This is a genomic window from Advenella faeciporci (assembly GCF_014652395.1).
Lineage (GTDB): Bacteria > Pseudomonadota > Gammaproteobacteria > Burkholderiales > Burkholderiaceae_B > Advenella > Advenella faeciporci.
Window position 1 is genome coordinate 71,146 of sequence record NZ_BMYS01000014.1, and the last position, 18,592, is coordinate 89,737.

General features: G+C 53.6%; 14 protein-coding genes. 7 read left to right on the plus strand and 7 right to left on the minus strand.

The annotated features are described in order from the left end of the window. Positions 1 to 11: 11 nt before the first annotated feature. From IE074_RS10240 to IE074_RS10255, 4 genes are all read left to right on the plus strand, one after another. A complete protein-coding gene (locus tag IE074_RS10240) occupies positions 12 to 677 on the plus strand; it encodes a dienelactone hydrolase family protein (protein WP_229793981.1) in 666 nt (221 codons plus the stop codon). 22 nt (positions 678 to 699) lie between these two features. Then, positions 700 to 2,355, plus strand: coding sequence for a L,D-transpeptidase family protein (locus tag IE074_RS10245; protein WP_229793982.1), 1,656 nt, complete (start codon positions 700 to 702; stop codon positions 2,353 to 2,355). A 23-nt stretch (positions 2,356 to 2,378) separates the two neighbouring features. Then, on the plus strand, positions 2,379 to 2,945 hold the full coding sequence (gene mepK, locus IE074_RS10250; RefSeq protein ID WP_189385371.1) for a peptidoglycan L,D-endopeptidase MepK: 567 nt from the start codon (positions 2,379 to 2,381) through the stop codon (positions 2,943 to 2,945). Positions 2,946 to 3,371: 426 nt separating this feature from the next. Next, positions 3,372 to 3,827, plus strand: a complete 456-nt coding sequence (locus tag IE074_RS10255; protein ID WP_189385372.1) for a MaoC family dehydratase — start codon at positions 3,372 to 3,374, stop codon at positions 3,825 to 3,827. A gap of 184 nt (positions 3,828 to 4,011) precedes the next feature. Here IE074_RS10255 and IE074_RS10260 read toward each other — a convergent pair whose 3' ends face one another. After that, complete coding sequence (locus tag IE074_RS10260; RefSeq protein WP_189385373.1) at positions 4,012 to 5,205, minus strand: acyl-CoA dehydrogenase; 1,194 nt, start codon at positions 5,203 to 5,205, stop codon at positions 4,012 to 4,014. A gap of 144 nt (positions 5,206 to 5,349) precedes the next feature. Here IE074_RS10260 and IE074_RS10265 point away from each other — a divergent pair, with 144 nt between their 5' ends. Continuing rightward, positions 5,350 to 6,249, plus strand: a complete 900-nt coding sequence (locus tag IE074_RS10265) for a LysR substrate-binding domain-containing protein (RefSeq protein WP_189385374.1) — start codon at positions 5,350 to 5,352, stop codon at positions 6,247 to 6,249. 23 nt (positions 6,250 to 6,272) lie between these two features. Here IE074_RS10265 and purU read toward each other — a convergent pair whose 3' ends face one another. Genes purU through IE074_RS10290 form a run of 5 tightly spaced genes read right to left on the minus strand, consistent with a single transcriptional unit; the run spans position 6,273 to position 10,050 of the window. Beyond that, positions 6,273 to 7,124: a formyltetrahydrofolate deformylase gene (purU, locus tag IE074_RS10270; protein WP_189385375.1), complete on the minus strand. Its 852-nt coding sequence runs from the start codon at positions 7,122 to 7,124 to the stop codon at positions 6,273 to 6,275. A gap of 1 nt (position 7,125) precedes the next feature. Further along, the gene (locus IE074_RS10275; protein ID WP_189385376.1) at positions 7,126 to 8,244 is read right to left on the minus strand and encodes an NAD(P)/FAD-dependent oxidoreductase; all 1,119 of its coding nucleotides are present in this window, start codon (positions 8,242 to 8,244) and stop codon (positions 7,126 to 7,128) included. 2 nt (positions 8,245 to 8,246) lie between these two features. After that, positions 8,247 to 8,768: a flavin reductase family protein gene (locus IE074_RS10280; protein ID WP_189385377.1), complete on the minus strand. Its 522-nt coding sequence runs from the start codon at positions 8,766 to 8,768 to the stop codon at positions 8,247 to 8,249. Between the two features lie 34 nt (positions 8,769 to 8,802). Further along, positions 8,803 to 9,435: a pyridoxamine 5'-phosphate oxidase gene (gene pdxH / locus IE074_RS10285; RefSeq protein WP_189385378.1), complete on the minus strand. Its 633-nt coding sequence runs from the start codon at positions 9,433 to 9,435 to the stop codon at positions 8,803 to 8,805. A gap of 54 nt (positions 9,436 to 9,489) precedes the next feature. Continuing rightward, complete coding sequence (locus IE074_RS10290; protein WP_189385388.1) at positions 9,490 to 10,050, minus strand: gamma-glutamylcyclotransferase; 561 nt, start codon at positions 10,048 to 10,050, stop codon at positions 9,490 to 9,492. A gap of 156 nt (positions 10,051 to 10,206) precedes the next feature. Here IE074_RS10290 and IE074_RS10295 point away from each other — a divergent pair, with 156 nt between their 5' ends. Further along, positions 10,207 to 11,037: a tRNA threonylcarbamoyladenosine dehydratase gene (locus IE074_RS10295; RefSeq protein ID WP_189385379.1), complete on the plus strand. Its 831-nt coding sequence runs from the start codon at positions 10,207 to 10,209 to the stop codon at positions 11,035 to 11,037. A 433-nt stretch (positions 11,038 to 11,470) separates the two neighbouring features. Here the strand turns inward: IE074_RS10295 and uvrA are convergent, their stop codons facing one another. Continuing rightward, positions 11,471 to 17,143 (minus strand): excinuclease ABC subunit UvrA, encoded by a 5,673-nt coding sequence (gene uvrA / locus IE074_RS10300; RefSeq protein ID WP_189385380.1) that lies wholly within the window; start codon positions 17,141 to 17,143, stop codon positions 11,471 to 11,473. A 217-nt stretch (positions 17,144 to 17,360) separates the two neighbouring features. Here uvrA and pdxA point away from each other — a divergent pair, with 217 nt between their 5' ends. Beyond that, positions 17,361 to 18,389 (plus strand): 4-hydroxythreonine-4-phosphate dehydrogenase PdxA, encoded by a 1,029-nt coding sequence (pdxA, locus tag IE074_RS10305; RefSeq protein ID WP_229793983.1) that lies wholly within the window; start codon positions 17,361 to 17,363, stop codon positions 18,387 to 18,389. Positions 18,390 to 18,592 lie beyond the last annotated feature (203 nt).

The window sequence follows — 18,592 nt, forward strand, 5'->3', positions numbered from 1 at the left end:
GATAATGGAGAATGCTTATGTACATGACGTTGCGGGCACAAGATGGCCATGTTTTTGATGCTTACGTGGCCGGAGAGGAGACTGCCCGTTCAGGTATCGTGGTTATCCAGGAAATTTTTGGTGTTAATAGCCACATACGTGATGTTGCCGATTTTTTTGCCGCTCAGGGCTATCGTGTGATCGCACCCGCCCTGTTTGACAGGGTTCAGGCAAAGGTGGAACTGGGCTATACCCAGAAAGACATACAAAAGGGCCTTGAGCTGCGCAGTGAAATCAGTCAGGAGCAGGTCCTGCAGGATATTGCCGCTGCCGCTCAGGCACTGGACAAACAATCCAGCGTGGGTGTTGTAGGCTATTGCTGGGGGGGGACGCTGGCATGGCTGGCCGCGTGTAAAATACCTGCAGTCAAGGCTGCTTCATGCTGGTATGGTGGTGGTCTGGCACAGGTTGCCCATGAGCAAACCACGGTGCCGGTGCAAATGCATTTTGGCGAACTGGATAAATCCATTCCTGCCAGCGATATCGAGCTTATCCGCAAGGCTCAGCCGGATGTTGAGATGTTTGTGTATGCGGGCGTTGATCACGGTTTTGGCTGTGACCAGCGCGGTTCTTACGATAAAGCGGCAACCGAATTGGCACGCCTTAGAACAATTTCGTTTTTTGCGAAACACTTATAAAAAACAAATTCAGGAGGTGGCTATGAAAATCTATAAAATCTTGTTGGCAGCCTTATTGGCTGCAGGCGCAAGCACCCATGTCGCGGCCAGTGTGCCTGTTCTTGCCGTGCCCGAAGAGCCCGTGCTTTTTCTGGAACAGCCGCCGGTTTTTGGCAAGGTACCTGAAAGTGCCGTTGTCATTTCCCCGCAAATGCCACTTTCCTGGTTTTCTGGCAGTCAGCCCCTTAAACAAACACAGCAAGCCATTACGCTGCTCGAGCAAGCCGGGCTTCAGGGGCTTAATTCTGCCGATTACCCCATAGAAAGCCTGAAACAGTCACTGACACAGGCCAATAACGGGCAATTAAGTACCGAACAGGTGGCTCAACTGAATAATCGCATAAGCCAGGTCATGCGGACTTATGTCAAGGATCTTAAAAATGGACGGGTTGATCCGGCCAGTGTAAAACAGAAATTCAACCGGACACCCATTACCGATGCACAGGCGGATGCCTTGCTGCAAAATGCCCTGCAACAAGAAGACTTGGCCAGTCTGCCTCAAACCATTACCAGCCCCATACCCATGTATGGCAGTTTGCTTAAGGTCCTGGCTCACTATAAAACCCTGGTTGATAGCCCGGCATGGCAAACGCCGTTGCCAGCCATCAAGGGCAATGGCCTTAAATCCGGGCAGCCGTATGCGGGTCTGGCGGGTGTGCAGGCGCGACTCGAGGCCTTGGGAGACCTTCCTGCCGGTTCTGCGGTGCCTGCCGTTTATGATGCCAGGCTGGTGCAAGGCATAAAAAATTTCCAGGAGCGACATGGACTCGAGCCCGACGGGGTGTTTGGCAAGGGTACGCTGGCCCAGCTGTCGGTAACGCCAGCGCAACGCGTCAGGCAAATTGAAGTTAGTCTTGAACGTTTGCGCTGGACGCCCTTAACCACACATTCACGCATGATTGTGGTGAATGTGCCCGAATTCATTTTGCGGGGTTATACCGTTAATATGGGTAAGGTAGAGCCACAAATTGAAATGAAAGTCATTGTGGGCAAGGCCTTTAATACCAGTACCCCCCTGTTTGATGGTGAAATGAAGTTTATCGAATTCAGTCCCTACTGGAACATCCCCTATTCAATTGCCCGCAGTGAAACAATTCCGCGCTTGCGCAGGGACCCTGGCTATTTAAGTCGTCAGGGAATGGAGTTTGTGGTGGGCAACAGTGTGTCAACGGCAGTCAGCGAAGCAAACATGAGTGCGGTATTGGCTGGCAAGGCGCGTATTCGTCAGCGTCCCGGGCCACAAAATGCCCTGGGCGATATTAAATTCATCTTCCCCAATAACATGAGCATTTTCCTGCACCATACCCCTTCAGTCGGGCTGTTTGACCGAACCCGCCGCGATTTCAGTCACGGCTGTATTCGTGTCGAGGAACCTGTTGGACTGGCGCAGTTTGTCTTGGTCAACCAGCCCGAATGGACAGCGACACGCATCAAATCGGCAATGGAATCCCGAAAATCGAATACAATGAAGCTCAACGAGCCAATTCCGGTTGTTCTGGCATACAGTACCGTCGTCGTGAAAAATAATAAAACGTACTTCTTCCCCGATATCTACGGGCAGGACAAACTGCTGAACCAGGCTCTTCTGCGTCATGCGCAGCAACGTGCCTCACGGCCCTTGTTTGCGTCCAATCCTTAAAAATCATCAGGAGAATGTATAGCATGTTGTTGCGTACACCTCATACGCGGCGCCAGTTTTTGCGAACAACCCATAAACTGGCGCTAACAGGTGCAGTGTTTTCAATCGCCCCATCTGTCAATGCCAGTTTATCACTAGGCTCCACCAATCATCTTCTTGCCCTGGATCATACCCATACCAATGAAAGGCTGTCTTTGGTTTATCGCCTGGGCAATCAATATGTCAATTCGGCGCTTACCCGTTTAAACCGTTTTTTGCGCGATCATTATTCAGGTACGGTGGGTATCATGGATCCCGCGCTTTATGACATTCTTGATGGTATCAAGGTGGCCTTGCGTGTTGATATGCCTTATCAGATCATTTCCGGTTACCGTGATCCTCATACCAACGAACGTTTGCGTAAAACACGCGGTGGTGGCGTGGCCAAGAAAAGTCTGCATATGCAGGGAAGGGCACTGGATATTCGCATGCCCGGCGTACCACTTGACGAGTTGCGTGACGCCGCGCTGTCGTTAAAAGCCGGTGGTGTTGGCTATTATCCAGACAGCCGGTTTGTACATGTGGATACCGGTGGCATCCGCAGCTGGTAATGCATTGCTCAAAAAAGCAGACCTGTGTGCCCGTACCATTTTTGGTCCGGGCACGGGTTTATGCATGCAGCGTGATATCTGAGTGTTATGCTGCGAAAACAGAACATCAATCTGCCGCCATATAACCGCCAATTATTTATTTGATAAATTTTTGTGCAGTGCGGTAAAATGAGCTTATTGAAGACGAGACATTATTTCCATCAAAAAAATATTTTGTTGGCCTGGTTATCAAGTTGGCTGGTTATTAAATTTCACAATGATTGATGTGGATTCTCATCTGAAAAATCATTTAAAGTATTTGATTTTTAACATTTTTTCATAAACAATTATTGTGAGTGACATTTTTTATTAAATCGGATATAACTATCGGTTTATTGGAAATAATAATTGTTTCGAATAACATAATAAACAATTAGGGTTGATGAAATGAAATTCGCAGATTTCAAGCCGGGACAGGTATTTGAACAGGGTCCAAGGCGTGTTACTCAGGAAGAAATTCTTGCCTTTGCCAAAACGTATGACCCGCAATGGTTTCATGTTAATCCTGAAAAAGCGGCAGACAGTCATTGGGGCGGTTTAATTGCCAGTGGCTGGCATACCTGCGGCATGGCCATGAAAATGGCAGTGGATGCCGTGCTCGGAGAGTCCGAGTCATTTGCCTCTCCGGGCCTGGATTACGTGAAATGGCTCAAACCGGTACGCCCTGGAGATGATCTGTTCTGGAAGGGCATTATCAAGGCAAAACGTGAGTCAAACTCACGTCCCGGTATCGGTATTATTCTCTGGAGCTGGGAGGTGACCAATCAGAAAGGGGAGATCGTTCTTGAACTGGATGCCACCAATTTGTTTGACATTTCAGGGCAGGAAAATCACGATTCCTGAAGTCAGAACCGCCCGGCTGTCATGTAACCGGGTAAATTTGAGGTTGGCAGTAACGATGGCGATGGCAAGCCATAACCAAAAAGGACTGAAGCGGGTGTAATCCCCGCTTCAGTCCTTTTTTATTGGATCTTATTGCCACCAACTACATGCGAGCCTGTTTCCAGGCCCGCATGTTATACCTGGATCAATAAAAGGCTTGCAGGCCGGTTTGGGCACGGCCCAGAATCAGGGCGTGAATGTCGTGGGTGCCTTCGTAGGTATTAACCACTTCAAGGTTGACCAGGTGGCGGGCCACGCCGAATTCGTCGGAAATACCGTTACCGCCCAGCATGTCACGGGCCATGCGGGCAATGTCAAGTGCCTTGCCACATGAGTTGCGCTTCATGATAGAGGTGATTTCAACGGCAGCAGTGCCTTCATCTTTCATGCGGCCCAAACGCAGGCAGCCTTGCAGACCCATGGTGATTTCGGTTTGCATGTCAGCCAGTTTTTTCTGGATCAGCTGGTTTTGTGCCAGAGGGCGGCCAAATTGCTTGCGATCCAGCGTGTACTGGCGAGCCGTATGCCAGCAGGCTTCTGCCGCACCCAGTGCACCCCAGGCAATACCAAAACGGGCAGAGTTCAGGCAAGTGAAAGGACCACGCAGGCCGCTTACGCCAGGCAGCATCTGGTCGTCAGGAATTTCCACATCGTCCATGACGATTTCACCGGTAATGGATGAGCGCAGACCCACTTTTCCATGAATGGCCGGAGCGCTTAAGCCTTTCATGCCTTTTTCAAGAATGAAGCCACGGATCTTTCCATCAAATTCACCACCTGTGCAACGGGCCCAGACAACGAATACATCGGCAATGGGAGAGTTGGTGATCCACATTTTATTGCCAGTCAGACTGTAGCCGTTTGCGGTTTTTTTGGCGCGGGTTTCCATGCCATCAGGATCGGAACCATGATTGGGTTCGGTTAAACCAAAGCAGCCAATCCATTCACCGGTAGCCAGCTTGGGTAAGTATTTCTTTTTCTGGGCTTCGCTGCCAAATTCATTGATCGGCACCATAACAAGCGAAGACTGCACGCTCATCATGGAGCGGTAGCCGGAGTCAATACGTTCCACTTCACGGGCAACCAGGCCATAGGAGACATAGTTCAGGCCCGAGCCACCGTATTCAACCGGAATGGTCACGCCCAGCAGGCCCAGTTCACCCATTTCCCTGAAAATGGAAGGATCGGTTTTTTCATGACGGAAGGCTTCCAGCACGCGTGGAGCCAGTTTGTCCTGGCAGTAAGCGTGGGCAGCGTCGCGAATCATGCGCTCTTCATCAGTTAACTGTTCGTTAAGCAATAAAGGATCGTCCCAGTGGAAAGAAGGATTTGAAGACATGGTGTTGACTCCTGAAAATTGATGATTTTATGGTTTTACAATGTAATGAGACATATTCTATGTGCCATTTATTCACATGGCAATTGATAAAAACGCACAATATGGTGCAATATAGTCACTTCAATCCGTTGGAAAGGAAAAAATATGCGTAAAGGAGTGCCCAATCTGGGAGCATTGCAGGCATTTGAGGCATCGGCGCGACTGGGATCTTTTTCCCGGGCGGCCGAAGAACTGTCCCTGACGCATAGCGCCGTCTTCAGGCAGGTTGCGGGGCTGGAAGAACGTCTGGGCGTTGAGCTGTTTACCCGGGTGCGACGCCGGATTGTATTGACCGATCATGGGGCGGAATATGCCGCAAGGGTCCGGCATCACCTGGAGCAGTTGCAAAAAGACACGTTTGGCCTGATCAGCCGCGCCGGTATTGGCCGCAGCCTGCATATTGGCACCGTTCCCACCCTGGCCACCACCTGGCTGATTCCCCGCCTGGCCGGTTTTCAGCGGCAGTATCCCGATATTGCCATCAGTCTTTCCATCAAGACGGCCCCTTTTTTATTCAAGGATTTTCCGGTTGATGCCGCCATCTATCATGCCGAGCAGCCCTGGAGCAATACCCACAGTATTCGTCTTTTTTATGAACAGGAGCTGATTCCGGTGTGTTCATCGCAACTGCTGGCACGGGTTAAAAACAAAGGAGTGAGGGCATTGGCGGAAATGACCCACCTGCACATGATGACGCGGCCTGATGCCTGGATGCAATGGTACGAGCACAACCATTATGACTGTGAACCACACATACTGGCCGGGCCCAGATACGAGGTCTTTAGCATGTTGCTGGCCGCGGTGGATGCCGGTTTGGGGATGGGGCTGTTTCCGGCTTTTATTGCCAGGGAGCATATCAAGAGCGGGCGTTTTGTGATGCCGGTGCCGGCAGTATTGCCAGTAGATAAATCTTATTATTTTGGCTATCCCGATGACCGTAAAACGTCAGAAGCACTTGGCCTGTTTGAACAATGGCTGGTGACGCAGGCACTGCAGCCGGCCTGAGGACAGGCCGGCCGGGTACGTTTTTATTTGAAAATAACGGTTTTGTGGCCGTTTAGCAAAATACGGTGTTCTACATGGTGTTTCACCGCCCGTGACAGTACCAGCGACTCGGTGTCACTGCCCACCTGGGCCAGGTCATCGGCGGTCATGGTGTGATCGACGTATTGGATATCCTGTTCGATAATCGGGCCTTCATCAAGGTCGGCCGTCACATAATGGGCGGTGGCGCCAATGATTTTTACGCCGCGGGCATGTGCCTGGTGATAAGGTCGTGCGCCTTTGAAGCTGGGCAGGAAGCTGTGGTGAATATTGATGGCGCGTCCTTGCAGGGCCTGACACAAATTGTCGGACAAAATCTGCATGTAGCGGGCCAGTACCACCAGGTCTACGTTAAGATCTTCCACCAGCTGGATGATTTGCTGCTCTTGTGCAGGCTTGGTTTCGGGTGTAATGGGCAGGTAATGGAAGGGGATGCCATAAGAAGCCGCCAGGGATTCGTAATCACGGTGGTTTGAACCGATTCCAACGATATCCACTGGCAATGAACCGTGATGCGCGCGGAACAGCAGATCATTCAGGCAATGTCCCTGTTTGCTGACCATGATCAGGATTCGGGCTTTTTGCTGGGCACTATACAGATTCCAGTTCATGTTGAACTGCTCACCCAGAGGCGTGAATTTTTGCTTGAGGCTGTCAAGGTCCTGTGCGGTTTCAAGGGAAAAATGAACACGCAGGAAAAACTGGCGGGTTTCTTCATCGCCAAATTGCTGCGAGTCCAGAATATTGCCATTCAGTTCAAGCAGGAAACCGGAAATGGCATGCACAATGCCGGTACGGTCGGGACAGGAAACGGTAAGGATGTAATCTTTTTGCATGTTAATGGGATGTTGGGTTAAGTGCTTGCCAGACTTCATCTGCCAGCGCCAGGCAGGAAGTCAGGCCGGGTGATTCGATGCCAAACAGGTTAACCAGATTGGCAATCCCGTGTTGGGCGGGGGTCGAGATCATGAAATCGGCAGCTGCTTCATCGCGGGAAACAATTTTCGGGCGTATGCCGGCATAGCCGGGCTCAAGGCTGTCATCGGCCAGCTCGGGCCAGTAACTGCGTACGGCTGCATAGAATTGTTGGGCACGGGCGGGATCGACCGTATAGTCTTCTTCAGTGATCCACTCGGTATCGGGGCCAAATTTGGCCTGTCCGCCCAAGTCCAGCGTTAAATGGACACCCAGGCCAGACTCGTTGGGCATGGGGTAAATGAGATGGGAAAAAGGCGCCTTGCCGCTTAAGGTAAAGTAATTGCCTTTGCAATAGTACCCGGGGGGGATAAACGCCGGGTTGAGCCCTTTGAACTGGCGTGCCAGGCTGGGGGCGTGCAGGCCGGCAGCGTTAACCAGGATATTACAGCGCAGGTTCATGGCCTCGTCACCGCCAAAGGTACAGTTGAAGGCGCCGTCTTTTTCTATGATCACGCTTTCAAGTGGCGTATGGAAAACACACTGCCCGCCATGGTTTTCAAGGTCACCCTGCAAGGCCAGCATCAGGCCATGGCTGTCTATAATGCCGGTGGAGGGTGACAGCAGGGCCGCCTCGCAGTGCAGCATGGGTTCCAGGGCCAGGACGTCTTGGCGGTTCAGCCTTTGCAGGTCATGAACCTGGTTGGCGGTAGCCTGGGCTTGTATCTTGTCCAGTTGCGGCAGTTGCGCGCTTGAAGTGGCCACCAGCAGCTTGCCAATACGCTGGTGTGCAATGCCGCGTTCTTCGCAATAACGGTACAGCATTTCTTTGCCCTGTACGCATAAGCGGGCTTTCAGGCTGTTGGTGGGATAATAAATGCCGGCATGTATCACTTCCGAGTTGCGTGAGCTTATGCCCATGCCAATGGCTTCCACGGCTTCAACCAGCAACACTTCCTTGCCGGCCATGGCCAGTTTACGGGCCGTGGCAAGGCCCACCACGCCAGCACCAATCACAATGCAATCAATATCCACACCCATTTTCATGCCTTGCTGAGAATGGCTTGCGGGGTCAGGTCGAAACTGCCCGCATGGTAAACCAGGGGCAGGCTATGGGTGTGACCGCAGCGTTCCACTTCACCAATCAGGATCATGTGATCTCCTTCATGGTAACGGTTGCGGCTGTAGCATTCAAACCAGGCGGCGCAGCATTCATTGGCCAGTTTGGGCACGCCATATTCATTCAGGGTGTAATGCGCACCGGCAAAGCGTTCTTCAGCCGTACCTTTGGAAAAGCGGCGGGCCAGCTCAAGCTGTTCGGCGGCCAAAACGTGAATAATATAACGTTCGGTTTGCTCAAATGCCCTGATATTGGAAGAGTCCTGGGTGAGGCTCCATAGAACCAGCGGCGGATTGAGCGACACCGAATTGAAAGAACTGACGGTTAATCCAACCGGCTTGCCAGTATCGGGGTGAGTGGTGGTGACGATGGTAACGCCAGTGGCAAAGCGGCCCAATGCCGTTCTAAATGCGGGAGAATCAAAATCGGGAGCACGTAAGCTCATGGTAAACCTTGTGAATCAGAAAAAAACAGGCATATCAGGGCGACAGGCGCGTGAAGGTCCAGTTGCCATTATTGTCTTTGCTGTATTGGATGCGATCGTGCAGGCGTGAAGGCCGGCCTTGCCAGAATTCGATGGTTTCGGGAATAATCAAGTAGCCGCCCCAGTAAGGGGGCTTGGGTATATGACTGCCGAATTTTTCCTTGAAATGCTGTTCCCGGGATTCGAGTTCCGCACGGGTAATGGGCTGGCTTTGAATGGAAGCCCAGGCGCCAATGCGTGACTCTTCGGGACGGCTGTTGAAATAATCGGTGGAAGCTTCTTCGGTCAGTTTGACGACATGACCGTTGATATGTACCTGCCTTTGAAGGGGAAGCCAGCAGAAAAGTGCACTGATATTGGGGTTGGCGCTTAAGTCTTTACCCTTGTTGGATTCGTAGCTGGTGAAAAACACCAGACCCTCTTGGTCGAAACCTTTTAACAGGACTGTACGGGAAGAAGGTTTACCTTCAGCTGAAACCGTGGAAACGATCATGGCATTGGGCTCGAGGATTTCTCCCTGACGAGCCTCTTCAAACCAGTTTGAAAACTGGGTCATGGGGTCGGGGGCCAGCTGGGATTCAAGTAAAACGTTTCTTTCGTACTTTTGGCGCAAATCGGCAATAGACATGGCAGTGAAATGGATACGTAAAAGGGTTAGTTTACAGCACGGCAGTCACCGTGCTTACGGTTTGGCAATGCGTTGCTTAATAAGTTCTGCCAGTTCAAACAGGTTTTCGTCATTGATGCTTGCCTGGGCCAGGGCATTGGCGGTTTCCAGCACATATTCGGGGCAGGGACCACAGGAGCCGGTGGCATTAAGAACGATATCAACGGTTTCTTCCCGGGTCAGCCCTTGCACGTAGGCATGGCTGTTGATGTCCATGACAAAGGCAAGCGCGGTGATGGGGCCCATCATGGTTTCACACCGGATCCACTTGGGAATGTAGGCGCCAGAAGGCATTTCGCGCTTCCAGAGCAGGCGGAACTGTTCATGAATGTTGTCATCATGCAGTTTGTAAACCTTGCCCTGGCATGTGCCGCCAACATCAAGACCAAAAACCAGGCCCGGCTGCTCGGGGGTACCCCGGTTGACACTGGACCACAGGCATAGTGAGCGGTGATAGCCCTGCAGCGTGGCCAGGCGATCTTCCTGAAAATTGAATTCGGGGCGCCAGATTAAAGAACCGTAACCAAATACCCAGATTTCTTCCGGGGACGGATGCTCGGCAAGCGTTTGCAACATGGACAGTTCGCGTTCTTCATCGGTCCACAGGCGGAATTTCTGGATATGTTCAATAGCCTTGTGCAAGGCGGTAGGAAGAGGAGTCTTCACTTTGAATTCGATTTAAAAATGTACGTTAAAATAGCTTGACTTCAGTATAGGACAAAAGAGACATAAATGAGTATGCAGGAAAGTAATAATGAGCGTCGCTTTGGGGGCTTGCGCCGGCTATATGGTGAAAAAGCAACGCAAACCCTTGCCAATGCTCATGTGATGGTGGCTGGCATCGGTGGTGTCGGTTCCTGGGTGGCCGAGGCCCTGGCCCGTTCCGGTGTTGGCCATCTCACGCTGGCCGATTTGGATCATGTGGCCGAGTCCAATGTAAACCGGCAGATTCATGCCTTAAGCCAAACTATGGGTATGGCCAAGGTCCAGGCCATGGCAGAGCGTGTGGCAGGCATTAATCCTGAATGTCAGGTGTACCCGTTTGAGGATTTTGTTGATGCCAACAATATTGATGAGTTGCTGGATGGCAGGCGTCCCGATGTTTTTATTGACTGCACCGACCAGGTTTCGGCCAAGGTTGCCATGGTGCTGGCCTGCCGCCAGCGCAAGATTCCCCTGGTCATGTGTGGCGGAGCGGGGGGCAAAACCAATCCCTTAAGTTTGAGTGCCGGTGATTTGTCACAGGCCCGCAATGATGCCTTGCTGGCCCGCTTGCGAAATATCCTGCGCAAGCAGCATGGGTTTGCGAAGGGTTCGGATCATAACGGCAAGGCCCTGAAACGGGTTCCCAAAATGAATGTGGATTGTTTCTGGTTTGACCAGCCGGCCATTTTGCCCGATTTGTGGCAGGCAGGTAAAAACGAGGCCGGCCAAGCGGGCGATGCTCCGCTGCAGGGACTGTCCTGTGCCGGTTACGGGTCTTGCGTGACAGTGACCGCCACCATGGGCATGGCGGTGGCCAATGCGGGCATTGCGCTAGTGCTGAAAGCACCCCGTTGCTAAGTTTGGGTACCTTGTCGCTTTGTTTGGGCACATCGTCGTTGTATGCAACCGCGCTGTCGCTTCGCGTGGGTACCTCATCGTTATATGCAACCGCGCTGTCGCTTCGTGTGGGTACCTCATCGTTATATGCAACCACCCCGTCGCTTCGCGCCACCCCTCCACGGGAGGGGAATTTTCCGAACTCTTTTGAATAGGGAAAAGAATTCAACCGATTCCCCTCCTGCGGAGGGGTGGCAGGCAAAGCCTGACGGGGTGGTTCTAAACTAACCGAAGCATCCAACGAAGCCCCAACCCATTCCCCTCCTGCGGAGGGGTGGCAGGCAAAGCCTGACGGGGTGGTTCTAAACCAACCGAAGCATTCAACGAAGCCCCAACCCATTCCCCTCCCGTGGAGGGGTGGCAGGCAAAGCCTGACGGGGTGGTTGCACGCACCTCACATAAACTCAAACAATACCTGCCCGGTATGGGAGTTGTGCCGGGTAGCCATCAAGGTTTCGGGTGTTCCGGCAGCCACCACTTCACCCCCTTCGGTTCCTCCTTCAGGGCCCATGTCCACAATCCAGTCGGCTTCGGCCATGATATCCAGGTTGTGTTCAATCACCACCACGGTATTGCCGGCCTCTACCAGACGGTGCAAAACGTGAATCAGCTTTTCAACATCGGCCATGGACAGTCCTACCGTTGGCTCGTCCAGCACATACAGGGTATGCGGGCGGCTGGAGGCCCGGCCGGTTTTAATGATTCCTTCATCCATCCGCGCCTTGACCAGTTCGGTGACCAGCTTGATGCGCTGCGCCTCTCCTCCCGAAAGCGTGGGAGAGGGTTGCCCCAGGGTCAGGTAGCCCAAACCAACGTCTTGCAGCAATTGCAGGCTGCGGAACACTTTGGGATGGGCGGCAAAATAGGGCAGCGCATCGTCAATTTCCATGCGCAAGACTTCTCCCACGGTTTTGTCGCGCAGGCGAATTGCCAGGGTGTCGCTGTTGAAGCGGTTGCCGTTGCAGGCCTCGCAGTGAACTTTGACATCGGGCAGGAAGCTCATTTCAATCGTACGCATGCCCTGTCCTTCACAAATCGGGCAACGTCCTTCTCCGGTGTTGAAGGAGAAGCGCGAGGCGTTCCAGCCCCGGATCTTGGCGTCACGGGTTTCGGCAAATTGTTTGCGGACGTCGTCCCAGAAACCCACGTAGGTGGCGGGACAAGAGCGCGGTGTTTTGCCAATCGGGGTCTGGTCTACTTCCAGCACGCGGTCCAGGGGTTCCCAGCCTTCTATTTGCTCACATCCCTTCCATTGTGGTGCATTTTTGGTGCCAATGAATTGTTTAAGGTTATCCAGCAAAACATCACGGGCCAGGGTGGATTTGCCTGAACCGGACACGCCGGTAATCACGGTAAGCCGGTTAAGCGGCACTGCTGCCGTGACGTTTTTCAGGTTATGCAGGCTGGCATTTTTAACGGTAATGAAAGCAGTCTCGTTACCAACCGGGCGTCGTGCCTGCATGGGGTGGGCAATAGGATGGGCCAGGTATTTGCCGGTTAATGAATTCGGGTTGCTGGCAATGTCCTGATAACTGCCCTGGGCCACCACCGTACCGCCCCGTACCCCGGCACCGGGACCAATATCAATAATATGGCTGGCGCGACGAATGGTGTCTTCATCGTGTTCAACCACCACCAGGGTGTTGCCATTGCCTTCAAGGCGGGCCAGGGCATTAAGCAGGATGCGGTTGTCGCGTGGGTGCAGGCCAATGGTGGGTTCGTCCAGAATATAGCAAACCCCTTGCAGGTTGGAGCCCAGCTGGGCCGCCAGGCGAATGCGTTGTGCTTCGCCACCGGACAGCGTGGGGGCGGAGCGGTCCAGGCCCAGATAACCCAGCCCCACTTCTTCCATAAAAGCCAGGCGGCTCCTGATTTCAGACAGAATGTCACGTGAAATATCGGTTTCCCGTTTGTTCAGGTTTAAACTGTTAAAGAAGGCCAGTGCCTCTGAAACGGGCAGGGTGGTGAGTTCGGTAATGGCCTTGTTTTGCCATTGCACGGCACGGGCATTGCGGTTCAGGCGCAGGCCATGGCATGAAGGGCAAACCTGCAAGGCTTCTTCTTCCTCTTCACTGGTGTTGATCCAGCTGCTTTCCTCACCGGTTTGTTCGGCATCAAAACCGCTGATCTTCAGGCCGGTTCCAAAGCAATCCGGGCACCAGCCGTGTTTTGAGTTGAAAGAGAACAGCCGCGGGTCGGGTTCGGGAAAGCTCATGCCACAGCAAGGACAGGCGCGTTTTACAGAGAAGTGCTGCTGGTTCAGGTGGCTGGCCTGCAGGGGATTGTCCCGGTCCAGTTCCCAGATGATGCTCATGCTGCCCTGGCCATGCTCCAGCGCTTTGTGCAGGGCATCTTTCAGGCCGCTTTCATTGTTCACGTCGACGATGAAATCGGCAATCGGCAGTTCTATGGTGTGCTCCTTGTAACGATCCAGTCGTGGCCAGGGCTGTACCGGAATGAAATCGCCATCAACCCGTAAATGCGTATAGCCTTTGGACTGTGCCCATTTGGCCAGGTCAGTGTAATAGCCTTTACGTGCAGTGACCAAGGGCGCCATAACCCCGATGTGCTGCCCTTTGTGCGCCTGTAAAATACGGGAAAAAATCTGTTCGGCGGTTTGCGGCTCTACCGGCACCTGGCAGTCGGGACAGAACTGGGTGCCCAGTTTCACATATAGCAGGCGCAGGAAATGGTGGGTTTCCGTCATGGTGCCCACGGTGGATTTGCGCCCGCCCCGGCTGGTGCGCTGTTCAATTGCCACCGTGGGTGGAATGCCGTAAATGGCGTCCACATCGGGCTTGCCGGCCGGCTGCACCACGGCACGGGCATACGCATTAAGCGATTCCAGGTAGCGGCGCTGGCCTTCGTTGAACAGGATATCAAAAGCAAGCGTGGATTTACCCGAACCCGATACCCCCGTAATGACGGTAAAGGTATTGTGGGGGATGTGGACATTGATGCTTTTCAGGTTGTGTTCGCGGGCATTCATGATGTCGATTTGATCGGGCCTGGCCGGGCTGCCGCGACCTTGCTGGCGCAGGGCGGTTCCCAGATAGGCCGGAGAGGCCTCATTCAGGCTGGCTGGTGCAGGGGCGAGTATGCTTTGCTCATACTCGCGCAGGGCCTGCCCGGTACTGGAGCTGGCATGCTGCATGACTTCGGTCGGGGAGCCCTGGGCCACAATCCGGCCACCGGCTTCACCGCCATCGGGGCCAAGGTCAATGATCCAGTCGGCCGCCCTGATCACATCCAGGTTATGTTCAATAATCAGCAGGGAGTGACCGGCGGCCAGCAGTTTGCGGAAGGCGCGCATCAGGCGGGCCACGTCATCAAAGTGCAGGCCGGTGGTGGGTTCGTCAAACAGGAACAGGCTGCCTTTCTTGGCGACCTTGGCGCTTGAAATGCCGCTGCGGGCTGCCGTGGCCAGGTGACCGGCCAGTTTAAGGCGCTGGGCCTCGCCGCCCGAAAGGGTGGGAACCGGCTGGCCCAGCGCAAGGTATTCCAACCCCACATCCGAGAGCGGCATCAGGCTGGTTTGCACATCGCGCAGCCCCTTGAAAAACTCCAGCGCCTCGTGCACGGTCATGGCCAGCACCTGGTCAATAGAGGCTTTGCGTCCCAGATGTTCTATGGTGACCTCTAGTATTTCAGGCCTGAAACGTTTGCCATCACAATCGGGGCAGCGCAGATAGACATCGGACAGGAACTGCATTTCCACATGCTCGAAACCGGTGCCGCCGCAGGTAGGGCAGCGTCCATCTCCGCTATTGAAGCTGAAAGTACCTGCGGTATAGCCGCGCTCGCGCGAAACCATCGCCTGGGCAAACAGCTTGCGGATGGCATCAAAAGCTCCCACATAACTGGCCGGGTTGGAGCGGGCGGTTTTGCCAATGGGGGACTGGTCCACCATGACCACATCGGCCAGCTGTTCGGCGCCCAGCAGGCGGGTAAATGGTCCGGGGGCTTCGGTAGGCTTGCCAAAATGCTTCAGCAGTGCCGGATGCAAAACATCCTGGATAAGGGTGGACTTGCCTGAACCGGATACACCGGTAATGCAGACCAGCCGGCCCAGAGGGAAGGAGACGTCGACATTCTTCAGATTGTTGGCCTGCACGCCTTCAAGGATCAGTTTGGGCGTGTTGTCGCTAACCGGCATTGGGCGCGGCGATTCCACCTTCAGTCTGCCGCCCAGGTACTGCCCGGTAAGCGAAGAAGCCGAGCGCAATTGTCCGGGCGTACCGTCAAAAATGATTTCACCGCCGCGTTCGCCCGGGCCTGGGCCAATATCCAGAATCCGGTCGGCGGCCACCATCACTTGCGGGTCGTGTTCAACCACTACCAGGGTATTGCCGGCATCGCGCAGGCGCAGCATGACTTCAATAATACGGTGCATATCACGCGGATGAAGGCCAATAGAGGGTTCATCCAGCACAAAAAGCGTATTCACAAGAGAGGTGCCCAGCGCCGTTGTCAGGTTGATGCGCTGCACTTCGCCACCCGACAAGGTTCGGCTTTGGCGGTCCAGGCTCAGATAGCCCAGTCCCACATCGCAAAGAAATTTCAGGCGGGTGCGGATTTCGGTCAGCACCAGGGTCATCGCGGCATCGTTTTCGCCGCCCGGCTCCAATTGACTGAACAAGGCATGTACCCGTTCAATGGGCAGCTGCATCAGGTCATGAATGGCCAAGCCGCCCAGTTGGTTAAGTTGTTCCTGGCTCCAGGTTGCCCCCACTGGCTTGAAGCGTTGGTAGTTACCAGTCAGTGGATTATCCTGGCGGGTATTGCCCAGGCGCCACAGGTTGGCATCAGGCTTCAGGCGCGAGCCATGACAGGCCGGGCAGGGTGTGTAGCTGCGGTACTTGGACAGTAAAACGCGCACGTGCATTTTGTAGGATTTGGTTTCCAGCCAGTCGAAAAAGCGTTGTACCCCGTACCATTGGTGTTTCCAGGCCGAGGTGCCGCCTTTCCATTCAGGGTCGCCATAAAGGACCCAGTTTTTTTCCGCCTGGTTAAGACTGTTCCAGGGAGTGGTGGTACGAATGCCTGTTTTTTTGGCATATTGCATCATTTCGGTTTGGCATTCGCTGTAGCTGGGGGTTTGCCAGGGCTTTACGGCCCCTTCTTCCAGTGACTTGTTTTCATCGGGAATCACCAGGCCAAAATCAATGCCCATGGCCCGGCCAAAACCCCGGCAGGTTTCGCAGGCACCCAAGGGGGAATTGAAGGAAAACGTGCTGGGCAAGGGGGCGGAATAGGTAATGTCACAGTGGGCGCAATGCAACTGGTCACTGAATTTCCAGGTATGCAGGGGGGTGTTTTCGTTATCCAAGGCGTAAATGGAGCAATGCCCGTTGCCGTATTTCAGGCAGGCTTCAAGCGCTTCCATGACACGCGACACTTCAGCATTGGAAAAACGTAGCCTGTCTTGCACTACATGCAGCACGCGCTGGGATTCGGAAACCGGTTTTTCTTTCTTTTTCTTGTCTTTGACAAGGCGGCTTACCGTACGGGTTTCTTCAGCATGAATCCGGGTATAGCCCTGTTGCTCCAGATAGTCCCTGATTTCTGTTTCAGAATAGTTAAGCGGCACAATCACCGGGAAGGTAAGCACCAGTCGTGGGTCGTTGGCAGTGGCGGACAGGCTTGCCAGTGAATGGTAGATGCTTTCCGGGTTGTCTTTTTTTACCTCACGGGCACAACAGCGGCAATACAGGCGGGCTGCCCGGGCATAAAGCAGTTTCAGGTGATCGTTCAGTTCGGTCATGGTGCCCACCGAGCTGCGTGAGTTGCGTACAGGGTTGGTCTGGTCGATCGCGATGGCAGGCAAAATGCCTTCGATGCGTTCAACCTGGGGCTTGTCCATGCGGTCCAGGAACTGGCGGGCATAAGGAGAAAAGGTTTCTACATACTTGCGCTGCCCTTCGGCATACAGGGTATCAAACGCCAACGAGCTTTTGCCCGATCCGGACACCCCGGTAATGACGGTGAACTCTCCAGTGTTGAAAGTGACATCGAGGTTTTTAAGGTTGTTCTGTCGGGCGCCGACGATCTTGATTTGAGAACTCATGTGAATGGATACCGTTATGCTTGAATGCTTTGGGGCGGATGGCCGAAAATTTTCAGGGTAAAACAGGATACTGTTCAAATATCCAGATCCATTATATGACGGCTTTGCTGCCAACGTCATGAAACCCTGCTGCTGACACGAGTGAATTGTGCCTGAATGGGAGGCCTGAACTGTTAAACTTGGCATTTGGGCAACTAATTTATTGGATAGGCGGAGTATGTCAGGCGAATCATTACAACATGCGGCTTTGCCGCTAGGCATTACCATGGGGGATGCGGCCGGTATTGGCCCCGAACTGGTCGTGAAACTGTTCGCAAACGGCTTGCCGGCACCGGCGGTGGTGTATGGTGATGCGGGCAGCCTGATCAGGGCGGCCGGTTTCCTGGCGCTGCCCCAGGTGCATATACAGGAATTTGCCAGTATTAATACCTATCTTCAGGCAAACCCGGCCATACCGGGTACTGTTGTCATGCCCGTTATTAACTGCGCACCGCCCATTCCGGCCAGCCTGCCCTTGGGCCGGGTTAGCAAAGAAGCCGGACAGGGGGCATATGCGTATCTTTGCCAGGCTATTGATGATGCCATGGCCGGACAAATTGCCGCCATTGTGACTGCACCCTTGCATAAGGTTTCTTTAAAAATGGCGGGGGTGAATCATCCCGGGCACACCGAAATCCTGGCGCAACGCTCGGGGGCGGGGCATGTGGGCATGATGCTGCTTAACGACGAACTCAGGGTCCTGCTGGTCAGCATTCATATCCCGCTGTCTGCAGTGCCACAACAGGTTACCCATGAAAATGAATGTACTGCCATCCAGCTTGCGCACCAGGCCTGTCGCCAGTTGGGGATCGCCCAGCCACGTATTGCCGTGGCCGGCTTAAACCCGCATGCCGGAGAAGAAGGACGTTTTGGCCAGGAAGACGTCAATATTATTGCACCCGCCATTGCACATATGCGTGAACAGGGGATAAACGTAAGCGGCCCTTACCCCGGAGACACTATCTTTATGCGGGCCCGCAAGGGTGAGTTTGATATGGTGGTGGCCCAATACCATGACCAGGGTTTAATTCCCGTGAAATATCTGGGCGTGGATAACGGGATTAACGTAACCGTTGGCCTTCCTTTCATTCGAACCAGTGTTGATCACGGCACCGCTTTTGATATTGCCGGAAAAGGTATTGCCGATGAATCTTCGTTGCGGGCTGCCTTTGAACTGGCCATGAAAATGAAAGTGACTCCCGAATAAACAGGTGGACCCACGTCTGGTTTCCACGTGGAACATGGGAACCAGCAAACCCGGCCATTTTCGTTCCCATGCTCCCGCGTCACTGCCATTAAGTTAAGGAAAATCCATTTAAAAACAATGTTTTTTCTGTCGTTTATGAAAGTTCAACTGTCTCCTTGATGATGACTTTTTACGGGGCGGATGACGGTAGCGCCGTTCCAGAC

Bases quoted from the DNA above. Each gene is read 5' to 3' on its own strand.
- IE074_RS10290 (WP_189385388.1), bottom strand. From the start codon at position 10,050: ATGTTGCAAACGCTTGCCGAGCATCCGTCCCCGGAAGAAATCTGGGTA.
- IE074_RS10295 (WP_189385379.1), top strand. From the start codon at position 10,207: ATGAGTATGCAGGAAAGTAATAATGAGCGTCGCTTTGGGGGCTTGCGC.
- IE074_RS10240 (WP_229793981.1), top strand. From the start codon at position 12: ATGCTTATGTACATGACGTTGCGGGCACAAGATGGCCATGTTTTTGAT.
- pdxH (WP_189385378.1), bottom strand. From the start codon at position 9,435: ATGTCTATTGCCGATTTGCGCCAAAAGTACGAAAGAAACGTTTTACTT.
- IE074_RS10245 (WP_229793982.1), top strand. From the start codon at position 700: ATGAAAATCTATAAAATCTTGTTGGCAGCCTTATTGGCTGCAGGCGCA.
- IE074_RS10265 (WP_189385374.1), top strand. From the start codon at position 5,350: ATGCGTAAAGGAGTGCCCAATCTGGGAGCATTGCAGGCATTTGAGGCA.
- IE074_RS10275 (WP_189385376.1), bottom strand. From the start codon at position 8,244: ATGGGTGTGGATATTGATTGCATTGTGATTGGTGCTGGCGTGGTGGGC.
- uvrA (WP_189385380.1), bottom strand. From the start codon at position 17,143: ATGAGTTCTCAAATCAAGATCGTCGGCGCCCGACAGAACAACCTTAAA.
- IE074_RS10255 (WP_189385372.1), top strand. From the start codon at position 3,372: ATGAAATTCGCAGATTTCAAGCCGGGACAGGTATTTGAACAGGGTCCA.
- purU (WP_189385375.1), bottom strand. From the start codon at position 7,124: ATGCAAAAAGATTACATCCTTACCGTTTCCTGTCCCGACCGTACCGGC.
- mepK (WP_189385371.1), top strand. From the start codon at position 2,379: ATGTTGTTGCGTACACCTCATACGCGGCGCCAGTTTTTGCGAACAACC.
- IE074_RS10280 (WP_189385377.1), bottom strand. From the start codon at position 8,768: ATGAGCTTACGTGCTCCCGATTTTGATTCTCCCGCATTTAGAACGGCA.
- IE074_RS10260 (WP_189385373.1), bottom strand. From the start codon at position 5,205: ATGTCTTCAAATCCTTCTTTCCACTGGGACGATCCTTTATTGCTTAAC.
- pdxA (WP_229793983.1), top strand. From the start codon at position 17,361: ATGTCAGGCGAATCATTACAACATGCGGCTTTGCCGCTAGGCATTACC.